The following is a 17,870-nucleotide window of genomic DNA, read 5'->3' as shown; positions in this document are numbered from 1 at the left end:
CCCCCTAAAAGCAGGCCTCGGCGCGTTTTTCGTTTATTCACCTTGCCTCTCCCTCATTATCTTAGGGCCGTAGGATCTTGCCTCCCGGCGGCACGGCATGGGGATCGCTGTCCTCCGCCACGAACACGCGCTTTCCCTGCAATGTCCATTCCGGGCGATCACCAGCGAGAGCCACTTTCCAATCCCTGGATCCGCTGCTCGCCATCGGCGCAGGCAGCGGGTGCCATCGGCAATCGCGCTCACACTTTCCTGTGAACAGGACGCGGCCGTCCTTGTCCGTCAGCGCGTAGGCACCATCGATGAAAGCGGTGGTGACACTGCCCGGCGCATCGACTTTCGGAACCGCCGGCACGTATTTAAGGGTGTTCCAGGTCATGCCGACCGTGCCGTCGAACGCTGTCGACGCCCGGTTTCCCGACTTCCGCGTAAAGACGAGGTGCCAGCCCTTGTAGACCCACTGCGGCCCCTGCGCGCCTTCGATGACAGTCCAGTCGGGAGCCTTGCGAGGATCAATGAAACCATCATCGGCATTCATTCGGGAGCCATCGGGAAATCGGATGTTCGGCGCCATGCCAGCCGGAGCGAGCAACGGTTGCCAATCCTGTTCGCAAGCCTCTGTGCAATACTTGCTCGGATCCGGTGCCCAGCGCAGGACCGTGCGCATGTCCATTCCATAGAGCACTTCGCCCCGGGTATCGGCATAGACGCTGCCCTCATCCGTCCGCTTGGTACGGACCCCTGCCGGCAAGGGCGATCCATCCGCCGCTGCGATCGCAAAATCGGAAGGCTGCGCGGATGCGTTGCTTGGCGCGCCAGCAAGAACGGCACAGAAGGCGGCAAGGATCGCCGCAGATTCCCGTCGCACCTCAACCCTCCGGCGTGCGAAAAGTGTCGTGGCAGCTCTTGCAGGCGCCGCCCAGGTTTCGGGCGCTGATCCTGACGGCGGCGGCATCCTTGGCAGCCACCGCCTTTTGCAAATCATCGGCGGCCTTGGCGAAGGCGTCCTGATTGGCTTTGAATTTTGCCGGCTGCGCCCAGATGTCCGCTTTGGCGCGCGTCTTCACGCCTGGCTGAGGCCCGGAACCTTGCGGGAACCACTCATATTGGCCGCGCGATGCATTGCGGATCTGGCGTACGGACTGGCTGAGCAGCACCCATTGCACGTCGCCGCGCAGGCCATCGTTCACGGCTTTGAAGGCGGCACCGAGTTCCCGGTAATTGTCCACCCGCGATCGGATCGTGTCGGCTGGCGCCGCAATCAGGGGCGCGGCAACCGCAAGCGCCGCCATTGCAGCGCCCATCGGCCAAATGGCTCTCATGGCATTCTCCCGTCCGACTGTTTTGTCGTTGGGAGAAATATTGATTCAATTTTTGAACTAGTCAATCGCTACGCGTCGTATTTTTTTAGAAAGCGGAATTCCCTAGGAGCGCTGTCCCTGGTTGAGCGTGATACCCTGCGGAACCAAACATTGCCTGACGGCCCAGTGAAACCGGCGTTTCAGTGACCGGCGCGAACGCGGCCAGCATATGCTCAGAAATAGTAGCCCATGAGAATGATCAGCGAGGCCTTGATCCTGTCGTCACCGCCCTGACCGGCGCCGGACAAAAATTGCCCCGCCCCCACGTATGGATCGTTCCGACCTATCATCAGATCTGACCAGACACGTATCCGGCTTGTCGCCTTGTCAGACCAGAACGCCCCTAACGTCAGCCGTTCGGTATCCGCGAAACCGGCACCATCCTTCATGAACCGGCCATAGTTCGCGTAAAGGCTGAGGCTGAACGGAAGGCTCCCGGTCTCGATCTTGCGGCCGATTTCACCAAACGCCAACGTGCCCTTCGCCGCGATATTGTACGACGAATCGTAATCGCCCACGGTAATCAGGTCGCTTCGCCCGCCGTTGCGCGGCTCGATGACCTGGCGGGCGGCAAGGACTTTCGCATGCCAAGGACCGCTATCGCCACTCGCGCTTAGCGCATAGGAGCGACGATACCCGTTCTCGCGCGTATCGAAGTTGTGGATCGTCGAGAGCCAGGCAGACCCCGTTAAAGTGAGCGTGCTCTTTCCCGGCAAGTCGAAATGGTACTGCGCGCGCCCAACGAACATGTCCCTTTCGGCATTTCTGGATCCATCAGGAACGTAGCTATCGCCTTTGACGAAGTTGACCGAAAATCGGGCGCTATCATCACTGATGCCGAATGCGCTGGGCGCGGTCGTCGGGAAATAACCGGCATCGAGAGAAAGGTGCGCATCCTTGTGGCTGAAGGTAACGCCGGCGTTGTAGACCTCCTCCATGCCGTAGACGAACCCGAGGCTGTTGAAGAAGGCCGATCCCCACCAGCGCTCGTCGAACGGAACCGATTGAACGCCGACGGTCACTTTCTGCTTATCGTTCAATTTCGCGCCGACATAGGCATAGACGGGGAAACTCACCTCGCCCGGATAATTGTCGTAGCCGTTGGCGCGTCCGTAAATGAAACTGCCTCCATAGAAACGGTACTGTGCCGCCCCGAACACGACGGAGGAATCATAGTCCGCCGTCAGCAGCAGCGTGTCGAAAGACAAATGGCTGGAGGTGCGCCGGGCACCGGTCGCGTCCGTGTCGTTGAAACGCAGATCGTAGCGCGCCCGGATTGCACCGCCGAGTTTGAGCCTCCCCGGTTTCCCTGCCGGTTCGGCAACTGGCAAAACCGCTTCTCCGGTAGCATCCGAGGATGCTTCGGCCGCCACCGGCAGCGCATCGCTGCTTTCGCCGGCGCTGGAGGCAGGGAATTCAAACACCGTGCTGGTGTCGGAGCCCGTCAAACCGGCCGCCTCTGCCGATGGCGTCGCAGCAATGACGGGCGCAAGAGCCACGACTGCTGCGGCGCTTAACATGCGAAATGCTCACGCTGACCGCTGCAGTGGCGGTGTCGCGCAGCGAAGCAACGGCGCGGCGGAATGGCGCCACGCGCGGTCGGGTTCGAGACCATGGGGGATCCTCTCACGTGAACCGGCGATCTTTCCCGATCGCTCTGGCCTGTTTTGCTTTTAACGTTGCGCTTGCGGTGCCGCGCGTTCGCTCGGTTGGGGAGCGATGTGGGAGGCAGGCGGTACTGCCCTCCTCGGTCTGGGACTCGTCATAGGTCGAGCTTCAACCTCCCCGATTTCGCACGGGACACGCAGATGCACATGTAGTCGTTCTGATCGCGCTCATCGTCCGCAAGAACGCTGTCGCGGTGGTCGATCTCACCTTCGAGAACGTTGACCATGCAGGCGCCGCAGATGCCTTCCGAGCAGCCGAACTCGATATTGAAATCGGCTTCCTGAAGAACAGTCAGGATCGATTGGTCCGGCGATATCGTGAAGACCTGACCGGTCGAGCCGACTTCGACCTCGAAACCTTCCGCGGGTTGCGCTGCGCGGTCCGGCGCGGCCGCGAATCGCTCGAAATGGATGTTCAGGCGGGCGCTTCGCGCACCTGCCGATAGAACGGCCTGAAGCATCGGCTCGGGCCCGCAGACATAGACATCGCCGTCGCTGGGGTGTTCCGAAAGCACACTGTCGAAGTCGCAGAACCCGTCGGTATCGTCGCAGTGCAGCCGGTAGGCATCGCCCAGCGCAAGGGATTCGAAAGTCTCGTGCAACGCCGCATCCTTGAGAGAGCGCGTCAGGTAGACGATCCGGACCTTTGCACCGCCTGCCGCGAGGTGACGGCCCATCGCCAGAATTGGCGTAGCGCCGATCCCGCCGCCGAGCAGAAGTATGGGCGCCTGCTCATTTCGGAGCGCAAAGTGATTGCGCGGGCCACCGATCTGCAACTCGGCACCTTCTTCGAGCGCGTGGACCGCCCTCGACCCACCCCGCCCCTCGTCTTCGCGTTTCACGGCGACTGCTACCCAGGTGCCCTCGGGATCCCAATCGCATAGTGAATACTGGCGGATCAGGCCGTCGCCCAAGTGAATGTCGATATGCGCACCGGGCGTCAGGTCGGTGAAACGCTCTCCCAGTGTCTGGAAACGAAATTCGGCGATATCTGGGCTAAGCTGGGTCTTGCGGCTCAGCCTTGCGGTGATGGACATGGTCAGATTTCCTTGCGGCTGCGCCAGGCTTCGAAGCGAAGGCGCGCTTTGACGCCGATCCCGACGAACGGGCGCGGCGGGTTCTGGACGGGAATGCCGGACACGGCCTGCATGTCGTCCAGCAGGTCGCTCTCGATACCGCTGGCCATCTCAGCGAGCAGGCGGCCGGAGATGGTTCCGCGTGCAACCCCTACGCCATTGTCGGTGTTGGAACTCCAAACGCGCGGCGCCATTTCGCCGAAGTAGCTCACCCGATTGCGGGCCAGAGCCGTGACTCCGCCCCAGGTGCTTTCAAACGGGATTTCAGCCAGCTGGGGCCAACGCCGCGCAAGCGCGATACGATGGCTTGCGCGCACTCGGTCGAGCGCGGCATCCGTCGCGGCATAAGAACCGACGTAGTCGTACTGGTTGCGAACGAAAAGGCGGCGATCCTGCGTCATGCGGATCGTCGTGCCGCCGATGTCGGCGGGGGTCAGGCCCCAGTCGAGACGCCCACCGAAAGCCCGAAGCTGCGCATCGTCGAGGGGACGGGTGATGGACGCAAAAGTTGCGACCGGAACTATCCGGCGGCGCATCCAGCCCAGTTCGGAGGTATAGGCGCTGGTCCCTGCTATGATCCCGCCGACCTGAACGGTCATCGGGATGCCCTGACGGCGGATCGACAGTTCGAACCCGTCACCTCGGCGTTGATGGCGCTGTACCGGGCAGCCGTCGAGCAGCACGACATTGCTTGGCAGCGTTCGTGCCAATCCCCGCACGAGACGGGCCGGATTCATGAGAATGCAACCCGGCGTGAAGATCGCTCCCTGATAGTGGCTGGTGCCTGCGATTTCGGCAACATCCTTACGATCCAGCATGCGATAGGGCTGGCCGATGCTGTCGAGAATGCGCGCAAAATTCTCCATCCCGGCCATGCCGGTCTCGCCGATTGCAGCTTGCAGCTTGCCGGCCTTGGACCAATTGCACGCGATCCCGTGCTCCGTGACCAGCCTATCAAGATCCGCGATGGCGGCCGTGTTCAGCCGCACAACCCTGTTCATGCGGGTGGTGTCCTGGCCGTCCAGATCGAACTTGTGCGGCAGATCGATGACGAAACCGGCATTGCGTCCCGAACTACCCCATCCAACGGGCTTGGCATCCAGGAGCAGGATGGTCTGATCGGGATGAAGTTCCGCAAGCCGGCGCGCCGCGGCAAGACCGGTGAGGCCCGCTCCGATCACCGCCCATTCCGCTGTCGGCGGCGGCGGCAAAGTGCCCATCACCGACAGTTCGGAGGGCGATACCCACCCGCCGGGCGTGTCCGGAAGCGGCAAGCGCCGCACGGTGACTGCTGAAGACATCGGATTCTCTCACGAAATTTCCTGTCAAAAGAGGCCGTTCGGACAAGTCGTTCAATGCGGCAAAAACTCACACTTGATTGAGCTCAGCTCATGTGTATTTGCCGCGAAAAATAGAAGATCCCGGAGAGATGCCATGTCACGTCGGACTTACGACATGCCGACCTTGACCACGCTGACGACGTTCGAGGCTGCAGCCCGCCTGCTGAGTTTCAAGAATGCCGCAGTCGAACTCAACGTCACCCCAGGCGCTGTCAGCCATCAGGTGAAGCAGCTCGAGAGCGAACTCGGCATGGCGTTGTTCAATCGCAGACACCGGGGGGTCGAGCTGACCCGGGAAGGCGGGCGGCTCTTCGCGACATTGGCAGAAAGCTTCGGCGCGATCTCTCGCCAATTGCGGGAACTTCGGCAGCTGCAGGGGGAACGCAGGGTGAGGATCGGCACGACGTCGGCGGTTGCCAGCCTGTGGACGTCGTCCAGTCTCGCGGCCTTCTGGCACGCCCACCCCGACATCACCATCGATCAGATGGTCTCGGATGAAGGGTTCGGGATCGCCCCTGATCTCGACATGTACATCCGATACGGCCGTGATCACCGCAGCGATTGGCACCAGCAGCCGCTTTATCGCGACGAGCTCGTACCCGTTGCAACGCCCGAGGTGGCCGCGCGCCTTCATGACGCTTCGCTCGAAACACTGGCCGAACAGCGACTGATCTACCTCGAATCGAATGATCCCAGTTGGACGAGCTGGGACGATTGGTTCGCAGCGCAGGAACATGTCGGCCCCCACTCCAACGGCTTCCGCGTGAACAGCTACCTGATCGGTTTGCACACGGCGATGGATGGCGTGGGCCTGATCCTTGGATGGAAGCGGCTGATCGCACCGTTCCTGAGCAGCGGCCGCCTGCAAGTGATCCGCGGGCACAGCATTCCTGCCCCTCGCCGCTTCCATCTGATCACCCGGCCCGACGATGAATTGTCCGAACCCGCTCGTGAACTGAGGGCCTGGCTTCTCGACACCATGGATGAAATGATCTCATCCGAAGATTAGATTTTCCGACATTGAGCGTTTGACGGCCTGCCTCGATCCTGAACGAGAACTTGGAGAGGCAAGGCAAATACCATGAACGTTATGACCCAACTCAGCGGCGTGCATACCGACATTGCGCGCGCTCAGGGGCTTCCCAACGCGCATTATGTCGACCAGACCGTCTTTGACGAAGAAAAGCGCGCGGTGCTTTTCGGAAACTGGGCTGGTGTCGGCTTCGGCAAGGACGTGCCTGAAGTGGGTGACGCCAAGCCTGTCGATTTTCTGGGAATGCCGCTGCTGCTGGTCCGCGATCGTTCCGGTGCGGTGAACGTTTTCCAGAACACATGCCGTCACCGCGGCATGATCCTGGTGGACGAACCGACCAAGATCCGCGGTGCGATCCGTTGTCCTTATCATTCGTGGTGTTACGGCCTCGACGGCGCCTTGCGCACGACCCCGCACATCGGGGGGCCCGGCCAGAACACGCACGATGAAATCGACGCCAGCGAACTCGGGCTGGTGAAGGTCCCGAGCCATGTCTGGCGCGATGTCGTTTTCGTGAACATCAACGGCAACATGCCCCCCTTCGAGGAAGTTCACGCGGATCTGCTTCAGCGCTGGAGCGCCTTCGAGCAGCCACAGTATCACGGCGGGGAATCTTCGAGTTTCAAGCTTGAGGTGAACACGAACTGGAAGCTGGCGGTCGAAAACTATTGCGAAAGCTATCACCTTCCGTGGGTGCATCCAGCGCTGAACACCTATTCCCGCCTCGAAGACCACCGGAACATCGAGCACCGCCCTGAATACTCCGGCCAGATCACGCTGGTCTATCGTCAGCTCGAAAATGAAAACGGATCCAGGCTCCCCGATTTCCAGGGGCTTCCCGAGTACTGGAACGAGGGTGCGGAATACGTTTCGCTGTTTCCCAACGTGCTGCTCGGTGTGCAGCGCGATCACGTTTTCGCGCTCGTTCTCCAGCCCATCAGCCTCGAAAAGACAGTCGAACACGTCGAACTCTACTACGCGGAAAAGCCGGGTGGCAGCGAAGAACAGGATGAGCTTCGCGCCGAAAACGCGCGGCGCTGGAAGGTCGTCTTCCAGGAGGACATCTTCGTTGTCGAAGGCATGCAGCGCGGGCGTCACGGCCAGCTCTTTGACGGCGGAAGGTTCTCGCCGGCCATGGATGGGCCTACGCACATCTTCCACAAGTGGGTTGCAACGCAGGTCCACAACCAGCGCGTCGCCGAAGGCCGTCTCGAAAGTCGCGTCGAAGGTCAGGACGCATGAGCTACCGCAATTTCCTCGCGGGGCGCTGGGTAGACGGCGATGCTGTGCTGGATGTCGAAGATCCCGCAACCGGTGAGACCATAGCAGAAGCGCCGATCGCCGCCGAAAAGACGCTCACACGCGCTCTGGAAGCCGCGCGCAAAAGTGCCGATCGCGGCGATCTGTCTCAGATGGTTCCGCAAAAGCGAGCGGACCTGATGCGCCGCATCGCCGGTGAAATCCGCAAGATCGCCGATCAAGGCGCCGAGATACTGACCCGAGAAAGCGGCAAGCGCCTTTCGGACGCGAAGGCCGAGTTCGACGAGGCGGCGGCCTATTTCGACTACTACGGCGGCATGGCGGACAAGATGGAGGGCAAGCACATCCCTCTTGGCCCGAACTACGTCGATTACACCGTGCTGGAGCCGGTGGGCGTTTCGGCGCAAATCGTGCCGTGGAACTTCCCGGTTTCGCTTGCTGCCCGCTCGCTGGCGCCAGCACTGGCAACCGGCAATTCGGTGATCGTCAAATCGCCTGAACTCGATCCGCTCGCGTTGACCGTACTCGGGCGTGCGCTAGAAGCTGCAGAAGTGCCGGAAGGCGCCGTTTCCATTCTCAACGGCACCGGTATCGATCTGGGCGCGAAGCTCGTCGCCAGCCCGCAAATCGATCAGATAGTCTTCACCGGCTCAGTGCCGACCGGGCAGGCCATTTTGCGCGCAGCCGCAGACAACGTCACCCCTTCACTCATGGAGTTGGGCGGCAAGTCGGCGGCAATCGCATTCGAGGATACCGATCTCGATACCCTGCTCGAAAGCGTTCGCTGGGGAATCTTTTTCAACGCCGGACAGGTCTGTTCCGCCATGTCCCGTTTGCTGGTGCAGCGCCGTCTTTACGATCGTGCGGTGGAAGCGTGCGCGGCCTTGGCGAACGGCCTTCGGGTCGGACACGGCCTCGACGAAGCCGACCACACGCCGCTGATCTCGGCCCGGCAGCTCGAAACCGTTGCCTCCCTCGTCGCCGCATCTACCCGCGAAGGCGCTAGTGCGGCTGCGGGGGGCGCGCCCCTCGATCGTGCCGGCCACTTCATGGCACCCACCGTCCTGCGCGACGTCAGTCCGACTTCCAAGATTGCGCTCGAAGAAGTCTTCGGACCGGTGCTCTGCATGATTCCCTTCGAAACCGAGGACGAAGCCGTGGCCATCGCGAACGGCACGGATTTCGGTCTCGTTGCAGGAATCTTCACGCATGACCTGTCCCGGGCCCACCGGGTCGCGTCTCGGCTGCGCGCAGGCCAGGTGTTCGTCAACGAATGGTTTGCAGGCGGGATCGCCACCCCGTTCGGCGGCATCGGCAAGTCCGGATTTGGACGCGAAAAGGGCGTCGAAGCCTTGTTCAACTATGTGCGGACGAAGAACGTCGCGATCTCGCTGAAGCGATGAGCGACCCTGATCCGGCCGTCTGGCGCCTGCTGGAACAGCGGGTGACGGAGGCGCATCACCGCGCAGACGTTGCCGAGATGATCGATGCCTACACTGAGGCTGCGGACATCATGGAAGCGCAGGGCCGGGTTGACGCGGCCTGCTTCTATCTGACGCAGGCCTTCGTACTGGCCCTGGAAACAGGCGCCGATGAACTCGTGTCGCTTGACCAGCGTCTGGTCGCACACGGCAGGAATTGAGGAGACAGGACATGAGCGTCAGGATCATTCGGTCCCAGGACGTCGCCTTGAAGCACCGGGGAGGTCCGCCGGGATCCGCCGAAGTAGGGCGCGCGATCGACGGCAGCATTTCTTCCACCATGGGCGCGGGTTTTGGGCGTTTCGATGGGTCCGCCATCGCCTGGACCCTCCTCTATGACGAAGTGATCTATGTGATTTCCGGTAAATTCACCGTCGAGGTGAACGGCGAGATTCACGCCGCCGAGGCGGGGGACGTCATGTGGATCCCAGAGGGCACAAGCGTGATCTACGGCGGGGAAGCAGCGCACATTTTCTATGCCGTGCAGCCCGGCAACTGGGCGGAGCTGCGCAGTACATAGCCACACGCCGAGGGGGGACTTTTTATCCATGACACGGGCGTGCGAGCCCGAGCATAATAATATACGGGAGATGCAACCTTGTCGACGACCGCACTACACGAACCGTCCGTGCTGCTCAGGCCGCCCACGCCGCTGTCGAACCAGCAACGTCGTTTCATCACCAAACTGACCGTCCTGATTTCGGGCGGAATGTTCATCGATGGCTTCATCCTAGGCGGCATCGGCATCGTGATGCCGGCCATCACGGCAGATCTTAATCTCTCTTTGGCCTGGCAGGGCCTGATCGGCGCTTCCGCCTTGATCGGCATTTTCCTGGGCGGTCCGCTGGGCGGCTACCTGGCCGACAAGATCGGCCGCAAGCCGATGTTCACGATCGATCTGGCGATTTTCCTCATCGGCTCGCTTGCGCAGTTCTTCGTCACCGATCCGATGCAGCTATTCATCGTACGCCTGCTGATGGGTGTCGCGATCGGCGCCGATTACGCGGTTGGCTGGCCGATGCTCGCTGAGTTCGCTCCCGCCCGCCTGCGCGGTTTCCTGATGTCCGTGCAGGAAGTGGGTTGGTATGCCGGCTACCTCATCGCTTACGTAATGGGCTGGGCGCTTGTCGTTTCCGATACCGCCCCGTGGAACGTGATCCTGGGCCTGAGCGCCATTCCCACCCTTATTGTCCTGCTGATGCGGCTCGGCACGCCGGAATCCCCGCGCTGGCTGAAAAGTCAGGGGCGCCATGCCGAAGCGGAACAGCTCGCTGCGGAATATATGTGCGAGGAAGGCCGCAAGGACCTCAAGGCGCAGAATTCCTCCAATCCTCTCAGGATGCGCGACCTGTTCTCATCGCACTACATGAAGACCACGATCTTCGTTTCGGTGTTCTGGGTCTGCAACGTGACGCCTTACTTTGCGATCAGCACCTTCGCACCGTTCGTACTGAACCATCTCGGCCTGGGTGACGGGCTTGCCGCAGGTATCGCCCTCAACAGCCTTGCTCTCGTAGGCGTCGTGATCGCCACAATGCTGGTCGAGAAAATGGGCCGCCGAATGCTGGGTATTCCCCCCTTCTTCATTTCGGCGGCGGTATTGGTTGCTGTGACGTTTGCCAGCCAGTCGCCTGTGGTGATCGTCGCCTGCGTTCTCATTTTCGCCTTCGTCAACGCAATCTCGACCACGCTTTGCAGCGTCTATCCCGGGGAAGTGTTCCCGACCGAGATCCGCGGCGCCGGCGTTGGCTTCGCCACCGCTATCTCGCGTATCGGTGCCGCCGCCGGTACCTTCCTGATGCCCATGTCTATCGACCATCTGGGTATTTCCGGAACGATGCTGATCGCGGCAGGAACCTGCCTCTTCGGCGGCGTCGTGTCCTGGCTGCTGGCGCCGGAAACCATGGGGAAACAGCTGAGTGAAACCTCCGCTCCGCACTCGGGCGGCCGCTAGCGTTCCACTTAGAGCAGTTTCCGATCCGACTGCATCGGATCAACTGCTTCAAGCTTTTGGTTTTCCGCGTTTTCCGAGTCATCAGGTGATGCCACCTGATTAGAAAACGCTCTAAAAGACGACGAGAAAGCCGGTCCTTGGCGCGTAAAGCCCAAGGGCCGACTTTTGTCCCGATGCGATGTTGCTGCTGGCTTCCATCAGCGAAAATCGCCAGAGGGCCGAGCTTCCATCAATCCAACGCTGGGCAAGTGAGCGGAAATGACCACGGAAATGCAATTAGTGCCGATTGCAGACGTCCCTGTAGGTCCGCTCAAGCCGTCCTTCGCGGCCAGGCAGTGGTTGATGCTGCTGGGGCTCCTGCTGTGCTGGAGTTCGAGCTTCATCGGAATACGCTTCACCGTCGATTATGCGCCGATTGCCCTGGTCGCATTCTGGCGCAATCTCATCGCCGGCTTGCTGCTACTGCCGTTCGCGCTCTTGATCGGTCCACGCCCACGGCTCCGCGATGTTCTGATTCAAGCAATCTTCGGCATTTTCGCGATGGGCGGCCTCATTCTGGGTTGCGGCATCGCTATCGAGGAAGGCGTTCCGACTGGCATCGTCGCGCTCATGTCCGACATGCTGCCATTGGCGATCGTGCTACTTTCCATTCCGATCCTGGGCCAGATCGTCACGCGCGGCGAATGGGCCGGCATCGGTCTTGCGATTTGCGGTGTATTGGCCGCGTCGGCCGGCTCGCTGCATGTCGGTACGGCTCCCAAGTGGGCCTATGCATTGCCGTTTCTTGGAATGATCTCCATCGCCGTCGTGACGCTGCTGCAACAGCGCTGGCCATCCAGTTTCTTGCCGATCCATCAGAGCGTAGCGATCCAGTCTCTCGCAAGCGCTTTGATCTTCCTGACAGTAACATCGGCGCAAGGGCGCATAACTCCGCCTCTGGAGCCAAATTTCTGGATCGGCATCGCCTGGCTCGTCGCTTTCGCCACGATCGGCGCATACGGCTTGTACTACCTTTGCCTTAAGCACCACTCTTCAACAATAGTGAGCAGCACTCTCTATTTGAGCCCGCCAGCAACGATGATCTGGGGGCGGATTATGTTCGGCGAACCATTGTCGGCAGTAATGGGAATAGGTGTAGCCATTACGATGATCGGCGTAATCATCGCCTCGAAATACAACGGCAGCCACCTGCATTGACCACCGCCATTTGGGCCGAGACCCAGCCCGCGCATCGGCGGCTCAGCGCGGATCGACGGATGGATTGGGCTGGCAGACGGAAGGGCGGGTCTCAGGACTGGCCACGAACACGGGGAACACGCAGATAGCAACGATTGCGATCATCAAGCCCGGAACGGCCTGCCATCCCGTTGCTTCAACAAGGAATTGCGCAACGAAAGGGGCAAGCCCGCCGAATATCGCCGTGGCCGTGGTCGCCCCGAGAGCGAGGCCTGAAAGGCGCCCTTCGCCGGGAAACTGCTCCGCCGTTGCCACCGCACCTACCGCGCTGACGGCGCCGCCCAGCGATGCCAGGAGAAGCGTGCTGGTCAGGATTGCACCGAAGGAACCTGTGCCCATTATCGAGAAGCAAGCCGCAGGCATCACCGCGGCGAGAAGGGCCGCGGCCAGCAATATCTTCCGGCGTCCTGTCCGATCGGAAAGGGCCCCGACAAAGGGTGTCACCAGAATGACCGCGAATGCGGCCCCGGTCGACAGCCATAGCGCTTTACTTTCGGGCATGATCCCCGTGCCAGTCAGAAAGACAGGAACGTAGGTGATGCCGACATAGTAAGTGATCGAGCCCAGCGCAGAAATGGCGAACCCCCGGGCGATCGCGATGCGATTGCGGTTCAGGACCTGCTGCAAGGGGCGGTCGGGCACGGTAGAGGACATGACCTGGCGCTCGAAGTCCGGGGATTCCTCCAATGTAGCGCGCGCCACAAGCACGGCGCCTGCCAGGATGGCCCCGAACAGGAAAGGAATGCGCCAGCCCCATTCGGCGAGAGCGGCAGAGGGCAAGGCATTGACGACAATCGCCGAGATGCCGGCGGCCAGAAGGCCGCCCAGCTCGCTTGCAGCAGCGGCCAAAGAGGTGACAAGGCCCCGTTGGTGGCGTTTCGCGCCTTCCATAAGGTAAGCGACGACGCCCGTATATTCGCCGCCTACGGAGAACGCCATGGTGCACCGTAAAAACAGCAGCAGCCAGCCGGACCAATGCCCGATGCTGGCATAAGTCGGCATTGCGGCGGTGGCGAGCATGGCTGCCGTCATCAGTGCCATCGACAGCAGCATGGTGCGCCGGCGGCCGTGACGATCCCCGATATGACCAAACACCGCCGCCCCGAACGGGCGCATGAGATAGGCAACGGCAAAACCGCCCAGCGTCGTCAACAACGACGCTTGACCGCCCCCAAAGAAGACGCGGGAGAGCACGGTGGCGAGATAAAGATAGAGGGTAAAGTCGTACCACTCGACGATCGTCGAGAAGGCGGCGATCGCCATCGACTTGCGTGACAGCGGCTTATGTTCGCGTGCCGCTGTATCGGTCTCGACCTGCATGGACGGCCCACTCAATTTCGAACGATATGAGGGGCATGATTACCTTCCCCGCGACGCCTGGCAATCGTTCGTAGCTGGGTATCGCGTGGTCGGACCGCAACATCGTGCGGTGTCGCAAGGGCCTGGCCGCTTGCCTGTCGCCGTTATTCCGCGTCGAAAGCGATCGGCAGCGTGCGCGGCCCCCACGCGCCCAGCATGGGCCGCCAGGTGACCTTGCCATCCCGGCGGGGGTTGCGGATGCGTTGGGCGATGAGGTGGATGCCTTCCTCCAACTGGTTGCGGGCAAGATATTGGCCAAGGCAGATATGCGCGCCCCGGCCAAAGCCCACATGCCGTGTGCTGTGTTCCCGCTCGGGATCGAACAGCAGCGGTTCCGGAAACGCAGCCGGGTCGCGGCCGGCCAGCGGCGTCGCCAAGGCGACCAGCTTGCCTTTTTCGAACCGCACGCCCTCATAATCAAAGGACTCGGCAACTTGCCGGAAGGGTGTCGCGATGGTCGAGTGACGCAAGGCTTCTTCCACGACCAGAGTGCAGAATGCCTTGTCCTGTGCGCAGCGGGCGTACATGTCCGGCCGGTCGACAAGCAGGTTCATTATCATGCCAAGCAGGTTCTTCGACGTATCGTAACCCGCGACCAGCAACACCAGCAGCATGAACCGCAGTTCCCTGTCATCCATTCCGCCCGCGTCGCGCGCTGCGATGAGGTCGTCCAGCAGCAGGGCATTTTCGGCCGGGCCGTGTCTTTCCCGGTCCCGGATCAGCCTATCGGCAACATTCCATTTGATGTCGAACGCTTCCAGGATCTTCTCCCGCAGCGAGCGGTCCAGACTGATGGCGGCAACCTGCATTTCCAGCGCCCAGCGCAGGCTCGGGATTACCTCCGTGGAAATGCCGAGCAGCCCGCACATGACGGTGACGGGGAAGTAGGAGGCGAATTCCGTAAAGTCGAAATGTCCCCTGGGCGCCCATTCATCGAGCAGCGCCGTCATGGCGCCCTGAACCAGGGGACGGATGACATTCGCGTTGCGCGGCGTGAACGCAGAGGCCACGCTGGCCCTTAGGCGCTTATGCTCGTCTCCCTGCTTCGACAGGAGCATCTCCGCCATGAAGCGGGCCCACATCGTATCCTGCAGCTCATAGAATTCGACGATGCCGCCCAGGCCCATTTCCAGATGCCGCTCGTCGGCGAACAGATCCTTGTTGGCTTTGCAGCCATGAACCACATAGCCTGCGGCGAAGCGCGCGAGCCAGGGATGTTGCGCGCGGGCCGGTTTCATGAAGCGTTCGGGGTCGGCCCAGAACTCTGGCTGATCGACCGGGAGCACTGGCAGTTCCTCATATGTCACCATATCCGCCTCCCTGTTCGATCGCCCGTCAGAACGCGGCGCCGCCGTTGACGCCCAGAAGCTGGCCGGTGATGTACGATGCCTCCTCGGAGGCGAAGAAGGCGCAGGCCGCGGCCACTTCTTCCGGCCGGCCGAACCGGGGGATGGGGTAGCTTTTCAGGATTTCCTCGAAAGGGATCGGCAGGTCGTTGGCGGCAATGGCGCGGCGTGCCATCGGCGTGTCGATAAAGCTGGGCGCCACGGCGTTGACCGTGATCCCACGCGCGCCCAGTTCGATCGAAAGCGTGCGGGTCAGCGACGTTACCCCACCTTTGGAGGCGCTGTAGTGCGCCATCTTGAAAGCGCCAATCTGCGCGGCGAGCGAGGAGATATTGACGATCCGCCCCCATTCCGCAGCGAACATGTCGGGCAGCACTGCCTGGGTCATCAGGTAGGGGCCTTTGAGGTTCACCTCCATGATGCGATCCCAGTTCGCTTCCTCGATCTCCGTGAAAAGCTGGAAGCCTTCGGTGGCGGCATTGTTGACCAGCACCGTCACAGGTCCAAGTTCCGCATGGACCTGGGCCATTGCCAGGTCGATCGAGGCGCGGTCGGCTACATCGCCGTATACGGGAATGGCCGCGCCGCCCGCGCGGCTGATATCCCGCGCGACGCGGCGCGCTTCGTCGAGATTGATGTCGAGAACGGCCACGCCGGCAACATCGCGCGACAGGCGGTGACAGACAGCTTCGCCAATGCCCGAGCCGCCGCCGGTAACCAGAGCGAAACGGGCACTCCCGCTACCATCTGTCTGCATCCTGTTTTCCCCGCCCTTACCGTTCCCTTTGGGAATCGTTTCCATACGGTTCCGTATGGCATGGCCGTAACTGTTCCACAAGATTGCTCCGTCGCGCGCGAAGTGGTCGGGCCGTCAGGGGGCGATCAGCAAGGCTTCGCATTGAGGAAGGGTCACTTCATCGGCCAGCGGTGCCCCCACACGGAGAAAGGAAAATATCAGCACGGCCCTGCTGCGCGCGCTGTCCGCAGGCGCGCTGGCAGCCAGCAGTACATCGACGATAAAGAGAATGCGGGTTTCATCGGCATGCGCCAGCGCGGCCGCGGCCCGCGCATCGCGTCGTGCCCACAAACGGATCGCCAATTCCATATCGAAGTCCGGCGGATGCCGGTCGAAAGGCAGGCGCATCATGCGATGATAGCGTTCCTGCGGGCACTCTATGGCGTTCAGCCGGTCGATGATCTGCGTGACGACATGCTGGCGCCAATGATCCAGCATGGCCCCATGAAGATCGGACCGATCCCTGAAATGCCAATAGAAACTTCCCTTGGTAACGCCCAGTTTTCGGGCCAGCACTTCCACGCGAACGCCATCGATGCCGTTCTTCGCCAGCATCTTGAGCGCCGCTGCTACCCATGACGCGCGATCCATTACGGGCGATTTCACTCGCGGCCTGGAGGTGCTCGCCATAGGTCTGAAATCTCCCGCAAATGGATCGTGCCATGGCATGCATGCGTCGGCATGCGTCGTGACCGTGCATAGCCGTTGCTTGCTCAGATTCAACGTGGGTCGACGGACCTATCCGAAATTGGGGTCAAAATCGCCAACCAAGGTGTGCCGCACCGGAATGGGAGTGGAAGCCGCTCCCAATTTGCGGGATGGTAAGAGGCCGAGATTCAGGTTGTCCTTGGTGACGAGTGCGAAGCCTGGACCAAAACCAGCGAGCGTTTCCGGCGGATATCGACAAGAGGGAGAATGACCGTGACCGATCTGAACAAGGACGCGATGGCCCTTGGGCGTCGCGACATGCTGCACGCGGCTGGTGCCGCGATCCTCACCGGTGCCGCCGGCGCCCCCTTTGCCGCATCGGCCCAGGCCCAGGCCCAGGCCCAGACCCAGGATAGCGGCGCATCATTGCCCGCCACGGCCAGCCGGGCATCGCTCGGCGGCCGCCTTCAGGGCGTGCAGCATTTCGGGCTGACGGTTCAGAATATGGAGCGAGCCTACGAGTTCTACACCCAGGTGCTGGGCGGTACCGAAGTGTTCCGGCATGGCGACTTTTCGGGCGATGCGGTCCAGAATACATTGCTGGCCGATCAGGAAATCGTCGCCAATGAACTGGGCGTCAACCCGTGCACCATCGGTGTTCCCGACTTGCGCGGCGGTAGACAGCGGCTCGACGTCCGCTTCATCCAGTTCGACAATGTCGTGATCGAGTTGCTGCAATATCGCGATGCCGATCAGCCAATGGGCGGGGCGAAGGCATTTGCCGAACCTGTTCAGCATATGAGCCCCGCCTTCCCGCGGATGATGCACATTTGCTTTTATGTGCGCGACGATGTCGACTTCAATCAGTTCATCACCGACCTGGAGGCGGAGTCCGCCCGGCGCGGCATGACGCAGGTGCGCGCCAATCGCATCATCCGCGTGCGCAGCGAGGCCGAACGCAAGGCCGCGCCCCAAAGCAGCAACACCAACAAGGTGACTGTCGCCCCGTCGGACGGATGGGAACTGATCTACTGCAAGGGGCCGGAGGGCGAGCAGCTCGAATTCGTGAAGGCGCTGGGGCCGGTGAAGCAGCGCTTCGCCAATGCGCTGGCGAGCCGCCAGAAGGCCCGCGCGGCGCTTTGAACCGGACCAGACCGGGGCGGCGCCGCCCGTCCCGGCCCCAGCGCCTCCAAGAATTTCGTCTATTTCCGGCAGGAGGGCGGGCCCAAGCCTATTTCGATGCCAGTAGGGCGTTACCGGATTTCGTGCGTCAGGACACTGCAGCAGCTGAATCGGGTTAGTTCGGCCCGCTGACC

The 17,870-nt window shown here is 61.6% G+C and carries 17 protein-coding genes; 8 read left to right on the top strand and 9 right to left on the bottom strand.

Going from position 1 to position 17,870, the window contains the following annotated elements:
• Nucleotides 1–61 precede the first annotated feature (61 nt).
• The 5 genes from ACZ1JC_RS08685 to ACZ1JC_RS08665 form a co-directional block, all read right to left on the bottom strand.
• Nucleotides 62–664 carry a hypothetical protein gene (locus ACZ1JC_RS08685; protein ID WP_465139949.1) on the bottom strand — a complete coding sequence of 201 codons (603 nt, stop codon included), beginning with the start codon at nt 662–664 and terminating at the stop codon, nt 62–64.
• 202 nt (nt 665–866) lie between these two features.
• Nucleotides 867–1,289 carry a c-type cytochrome gene (locus ACZ1JC_RS08680; protein ID WP_465148486.1) on the bottom strand — a complete coding sequence of 141 codons (423 nt, stop codon included), beginning with the start codon at nt 1,287–1,289 and terminating at the stop codon, nt 867–869.
• A 242-nt stretch (nt 1,290–1,531) separates the two neighbouring features.
• Complete coding sequence (locus tag ACZ1JC_RS08675) at nt 1,532–2,878, bottom strand: hypothetical protein (protein WP_465139951.1); 1,347 nt, start codon at nt 2,876–2,878, stop codon at nt 1,532–1,534.
• Nucleotides 2,879–3,120: 242 nt separating this feature from the next.
• A complete protein-coding gene (locus ACZ1JC_RS08670) occupies nt 3,121–4,062 on the bottom strand; it encodes a PDR/VanB family oxidoreductase (protein ID WP_465139952.1) in 942 nt (313 codons plus the stop codon).
• Between the two features lie 2 nt (nt 4,063–4,064).
• Entirely contained in the window at nt 4,065–5,402 is a 1,338-nt protein-coding gene (locus ACZ1JC_RS08665) for an NAD(P)/FAD-dependent oxidoreductase (RefSeq protein ID WP_465139953.1), read from the bottom strand.
• A gap of 154 nt (nt 5,403–5,556) precedes the next feature.
• On the opposite strand from ACZ1JC_RS08665, the gene ACZ1JC_RS08660 reads away from it, so the two are divergent.
• From ACZ1JC_RS08660 to ACZ1JC_RS08630, 7 genes are all read left to right on the top strand, one after another.
• The gene (locus ACZ1JC_RS08660; RefSeq protein ID WP_465139954.1) at nt 5,557–6,450 is read left to right on the top strand and encodes a LysR substrate-binding domain-containing protein; all 894 of its coding nucleotides are present in this window, start codon (nt 5,557–5,559) and stop codon (nt 6,448–6,450) included.
• Between the two features lie 72 nt (nt 6,451–6,522).
• Nucleotides 6,523–7,716, top strand: a complete 1,194-nt coding sequence (locus ACZ1JC_RS08655) for an aromatic ring-hydroxylating oxygenase subunit alpha (RefSeq protein ID WP_465139955.1) — start codon at nt 6,523–6,525, stop codon at nt 7,714–7,716.
• Nucleotides 7,713–9,137, top strand: coding sequence for an aldehyde dehydrogenase family protein (locus ACZ1JC_RS08650; RefSeq protein ID WP_465140261.1), 1,425 nt, complete (start codon nt 7,713–7,715; stop codon nt 9,135–9,137). The genes ACZ1JC_RS08655 and ACZ1JC_RS08650 overlap by 4 nt, the downstream gene beginning before the upstream one ends.
• On the top strand, nt 9,134–9,376 hold the full coding sequence (locus ACZ1JC_RS08645; RefSeq protein WP_465139956.1) for a hypothetical protein: 243 nt from the start codon (nt 9,134–9,136) through the stop codon (nt 9,374–9,376). The genes ACZ1JC_RS08650 and ACZ1JC_RS08645 overlap by 4 nt, the downstream gene beginning before the upstream one ends.
• A gap of 11 nt (nt 9,377–9,387) precedes the next feature.
• Nucleotides 9,388–9,735: a cupin domain-containing protein gene (locus ACZ1JC_RS08640; protein ID WP_465139957.1), complete on the top strand. Its 348-nt coding sequence runs from the start codon at nt 9,388–9,390 to the stop codon at nt 9,733–9,735.
• Between the two features lie 78 nt (nt 9,736–9,813).
• A complete protein-coding gene (locus ACZ1JC_RS08635) occupies nt 9,814–11,169 on the top strand; it encodes an MFS transporter (protein ID WP_465139958.1) in 1,356 nt (451 codons plus the stop codon).
• 258 nt (nt 11,170–11,427) lie between these two features.
• Entirely contained in the window at nt 11,428–12,366 is a 939-nt protein-coding gene (locus ACZ1JC_RS08630) for a DMT family transporter (RefSeq protein WP_465139959.1), read from the top strand.
• 42 nt (nt 12,367–12,408) lie between these two features.
• Here ACZ1JC_RS08630 and ACZ1JC_RS08625 read toward each other — a convergent pair whose 3' ends face one another.
• The 4 genes from ACZ1JC_RS08625 to ACZ1JC_RS08610 form a co-directional block, all read right to left on the bottom strand.
• Nucleotides 12,409–13,725: an MFS transporter gene (locus ACZ1JC_RS08625; RefSeq protein WP_465139960.1), complete on the bottom strand. Its 1,317-nt coding sequence runs from the start codon at nt 13,723–13,725 to the stop codon at nt 12,409–12,411.
• 143 nt (nt 13,726–13,868) lie between these two features.
• Nucleotides 13,869–15,074: a cytochrome P450 gene (locus tag ACZ1JC_RS08620; RefSeq protein ID WP_465139961.1), complete on the bottom strand. Its 1,206-nt coding sequence runs from the start codon at nt 15,072–15,074 to the stop codon at nt 13,869–13,871.
• A 25-nt stretch (nt 15,075–15,099) separates the two neighbouring features.
• The gene (locus ACZ1JC_RS08615) at nt 15,100–15,867 is read right to left on the bottom strand and encodes an SDR family NAD(P)-dependent oxidoreductase (protein WP_465139962.1); all 768 of its coding nucleotides are present in this window, start codon (nt 15,865–15,867) and stop codon (nt 15,100–15,102) included.
• 114 nt (nt 15,868–15,981) lie between these two features.
• Entirely contained in the window at nt 15,982–16,497 is a 516-nt protein-coding gene (locus ACZ1JC_RS08610) for a TetR/AcrR family transcriptional regulator (protein WP_465169068.1), read from the bottom strand.
• Nucleotides 16,498–16,821: 324 nt separating this feature from the next.
• On the opposite strand from ACZ1JC_RS08610, the gene ACZ1JC_RS08605 reads away from it, so the two are divergent.
• Nucleotides 16,822–17,697, top strand: a complete 876-nt coding sequence (locus ACZ1JC_RS08605) for a VOC family protein (RefSeq protein ID WP_465139963.1) — start codon at nt 16,822–16,824, stop codon at nt 17,695–17,697.
• The last annotated feature ends 173 nt before the right edge of the window (nt 17,698–17,870 follow it).

The sequence above is a fragment of the Sphingomonas sp. BL-S-28 genome (assembly GCF_055521515.1).
Note: the sequence above shows the minus strand (reverse complement) of the source record. Positions and strands in the feature narration are given on the sequence as shown.

Excerpts from the sequence above, each read along its gene's own strand:
- ACZ1JC_RS08655 (WP_465139955.1), top strand. The coding sequence starts at position 6,523 with ATGAACGTTATGACCCAACTCAGCGGCGTGCATACCGACATTGCGCGC.
- ACZ1JC_RS08645 (WP_465139956.1), top strand. The coding sequence starts at position 9,134 with ATGAGCGACCCTGATCCGGCCGTCTGGCGCCTGCTGGAACAGCGGGTG.
- ACZ1JC_RS08605 (WP_465139963.1), top strand. The coding sequence starts at position 16,822 with ATGACCGTGACCGATCTGAACAAGGACGCGATGGCCCTTGGGCGTCGC.
- ACZ1JC_RS08675 (WP_465139951.1), bottom strand. The coding sequence starts at position 2,878 with ATGTTAAGCGCCGCAGCAGTCGTGGCTCTTGCGCCCGTCATTGCTGCG.
- ACZ1JC_RS08630 (WP_465139959.1), top strand. The coding sequence starts at position 11,428 with ATGACCACGGAAATGCAATTAGTGCCGATTGCAGACGTCCCTGTAGGT.
- ACZ1JC_RS08660 (WP_465139954.1), top strand. The coding sequence starts at position 5,557 with ATGCCGACCTTGACCACGCTGACGACGTTCGAGGCTGCAGCCCGCCTG.
- ACZ1JC_RS08640 (WP_465139957.1), top strand. The coding sequence starts at position 9,388 with ATGAGCGTCAGGATCATTCGGTCCCAGGACGTCGCCTTGAAGCACCGG.
- ACZ1JC_RS08670 (WP_465139952.1), bottom strand. The coding sequence starts at position 4,062 with ATGTCCATCACCGCAAGGCTGAGCCGCAAGACCCAGCTTAGCCCAGAT.
- ACZ1JC_RS08625 (WP_465139960.1), bottom strand. The coding sequence starts at position 13,725 with ATGCAGGTCGAGACCGATACAGCGGCACGCGAACATAAGCCGCTGTCA.
- ACZ1JC_RS08650 (WP_465140261.1), top strand. The coding sequence starts at position 7,713 with ATGAGCTACCGCAATTTCCTCGCGGGGCGCTGGGTAGACGGCGATGCT.
- ACZ1JC_RS08665 (WP_465139953.1), bottom strand. The coding sequence starts at position 5,402 with ATGTCTTCAGCAGTCACCGTGCGGCGCTTGCCGCTTCCGGACACGCCC.
- ACZ1JC_RS08685 (WP_465139949.1), bottom strand. The coding sequence starts at position 664 with ATGCGCACGGTCCTGCGCTGGGCACCGGATCCGAGCAAGTATTGCACA.
- ACZ1JC_RS08680 (WP_465148486.1), bottom strand. The coding sequence starts at position 1,289 with ATGGCGGCGCTTGCGGTTGCCGCGCCCCTGATTGCGGCGCCAGCCGAC.
- ACZ1JC_RS08610 (WP_465169068.1), bottom strand. The coding sequence starts at position 16,497 with ATGGATCGCGCGTCATGGGTAGCAGCGGCGCTCAAGATGCTGGCGAAG.
- ACZ1JC_RS08620 (WP_465139961.1), bottom strand. The coding sequence starts at position 15,074 with ATGGTGACATATGAGGAACTGCCAGTGCTCCCGGTCGATCAGCCAGAG.
- ACZ1JC_RS08615 (WP_465139962.1), bottom strand. The coding sequence starts at position 15,867 with ATGCAGACAGATGGTAGCGGGAGTGCCCGTTTCGCTCTGGTTACCGGC.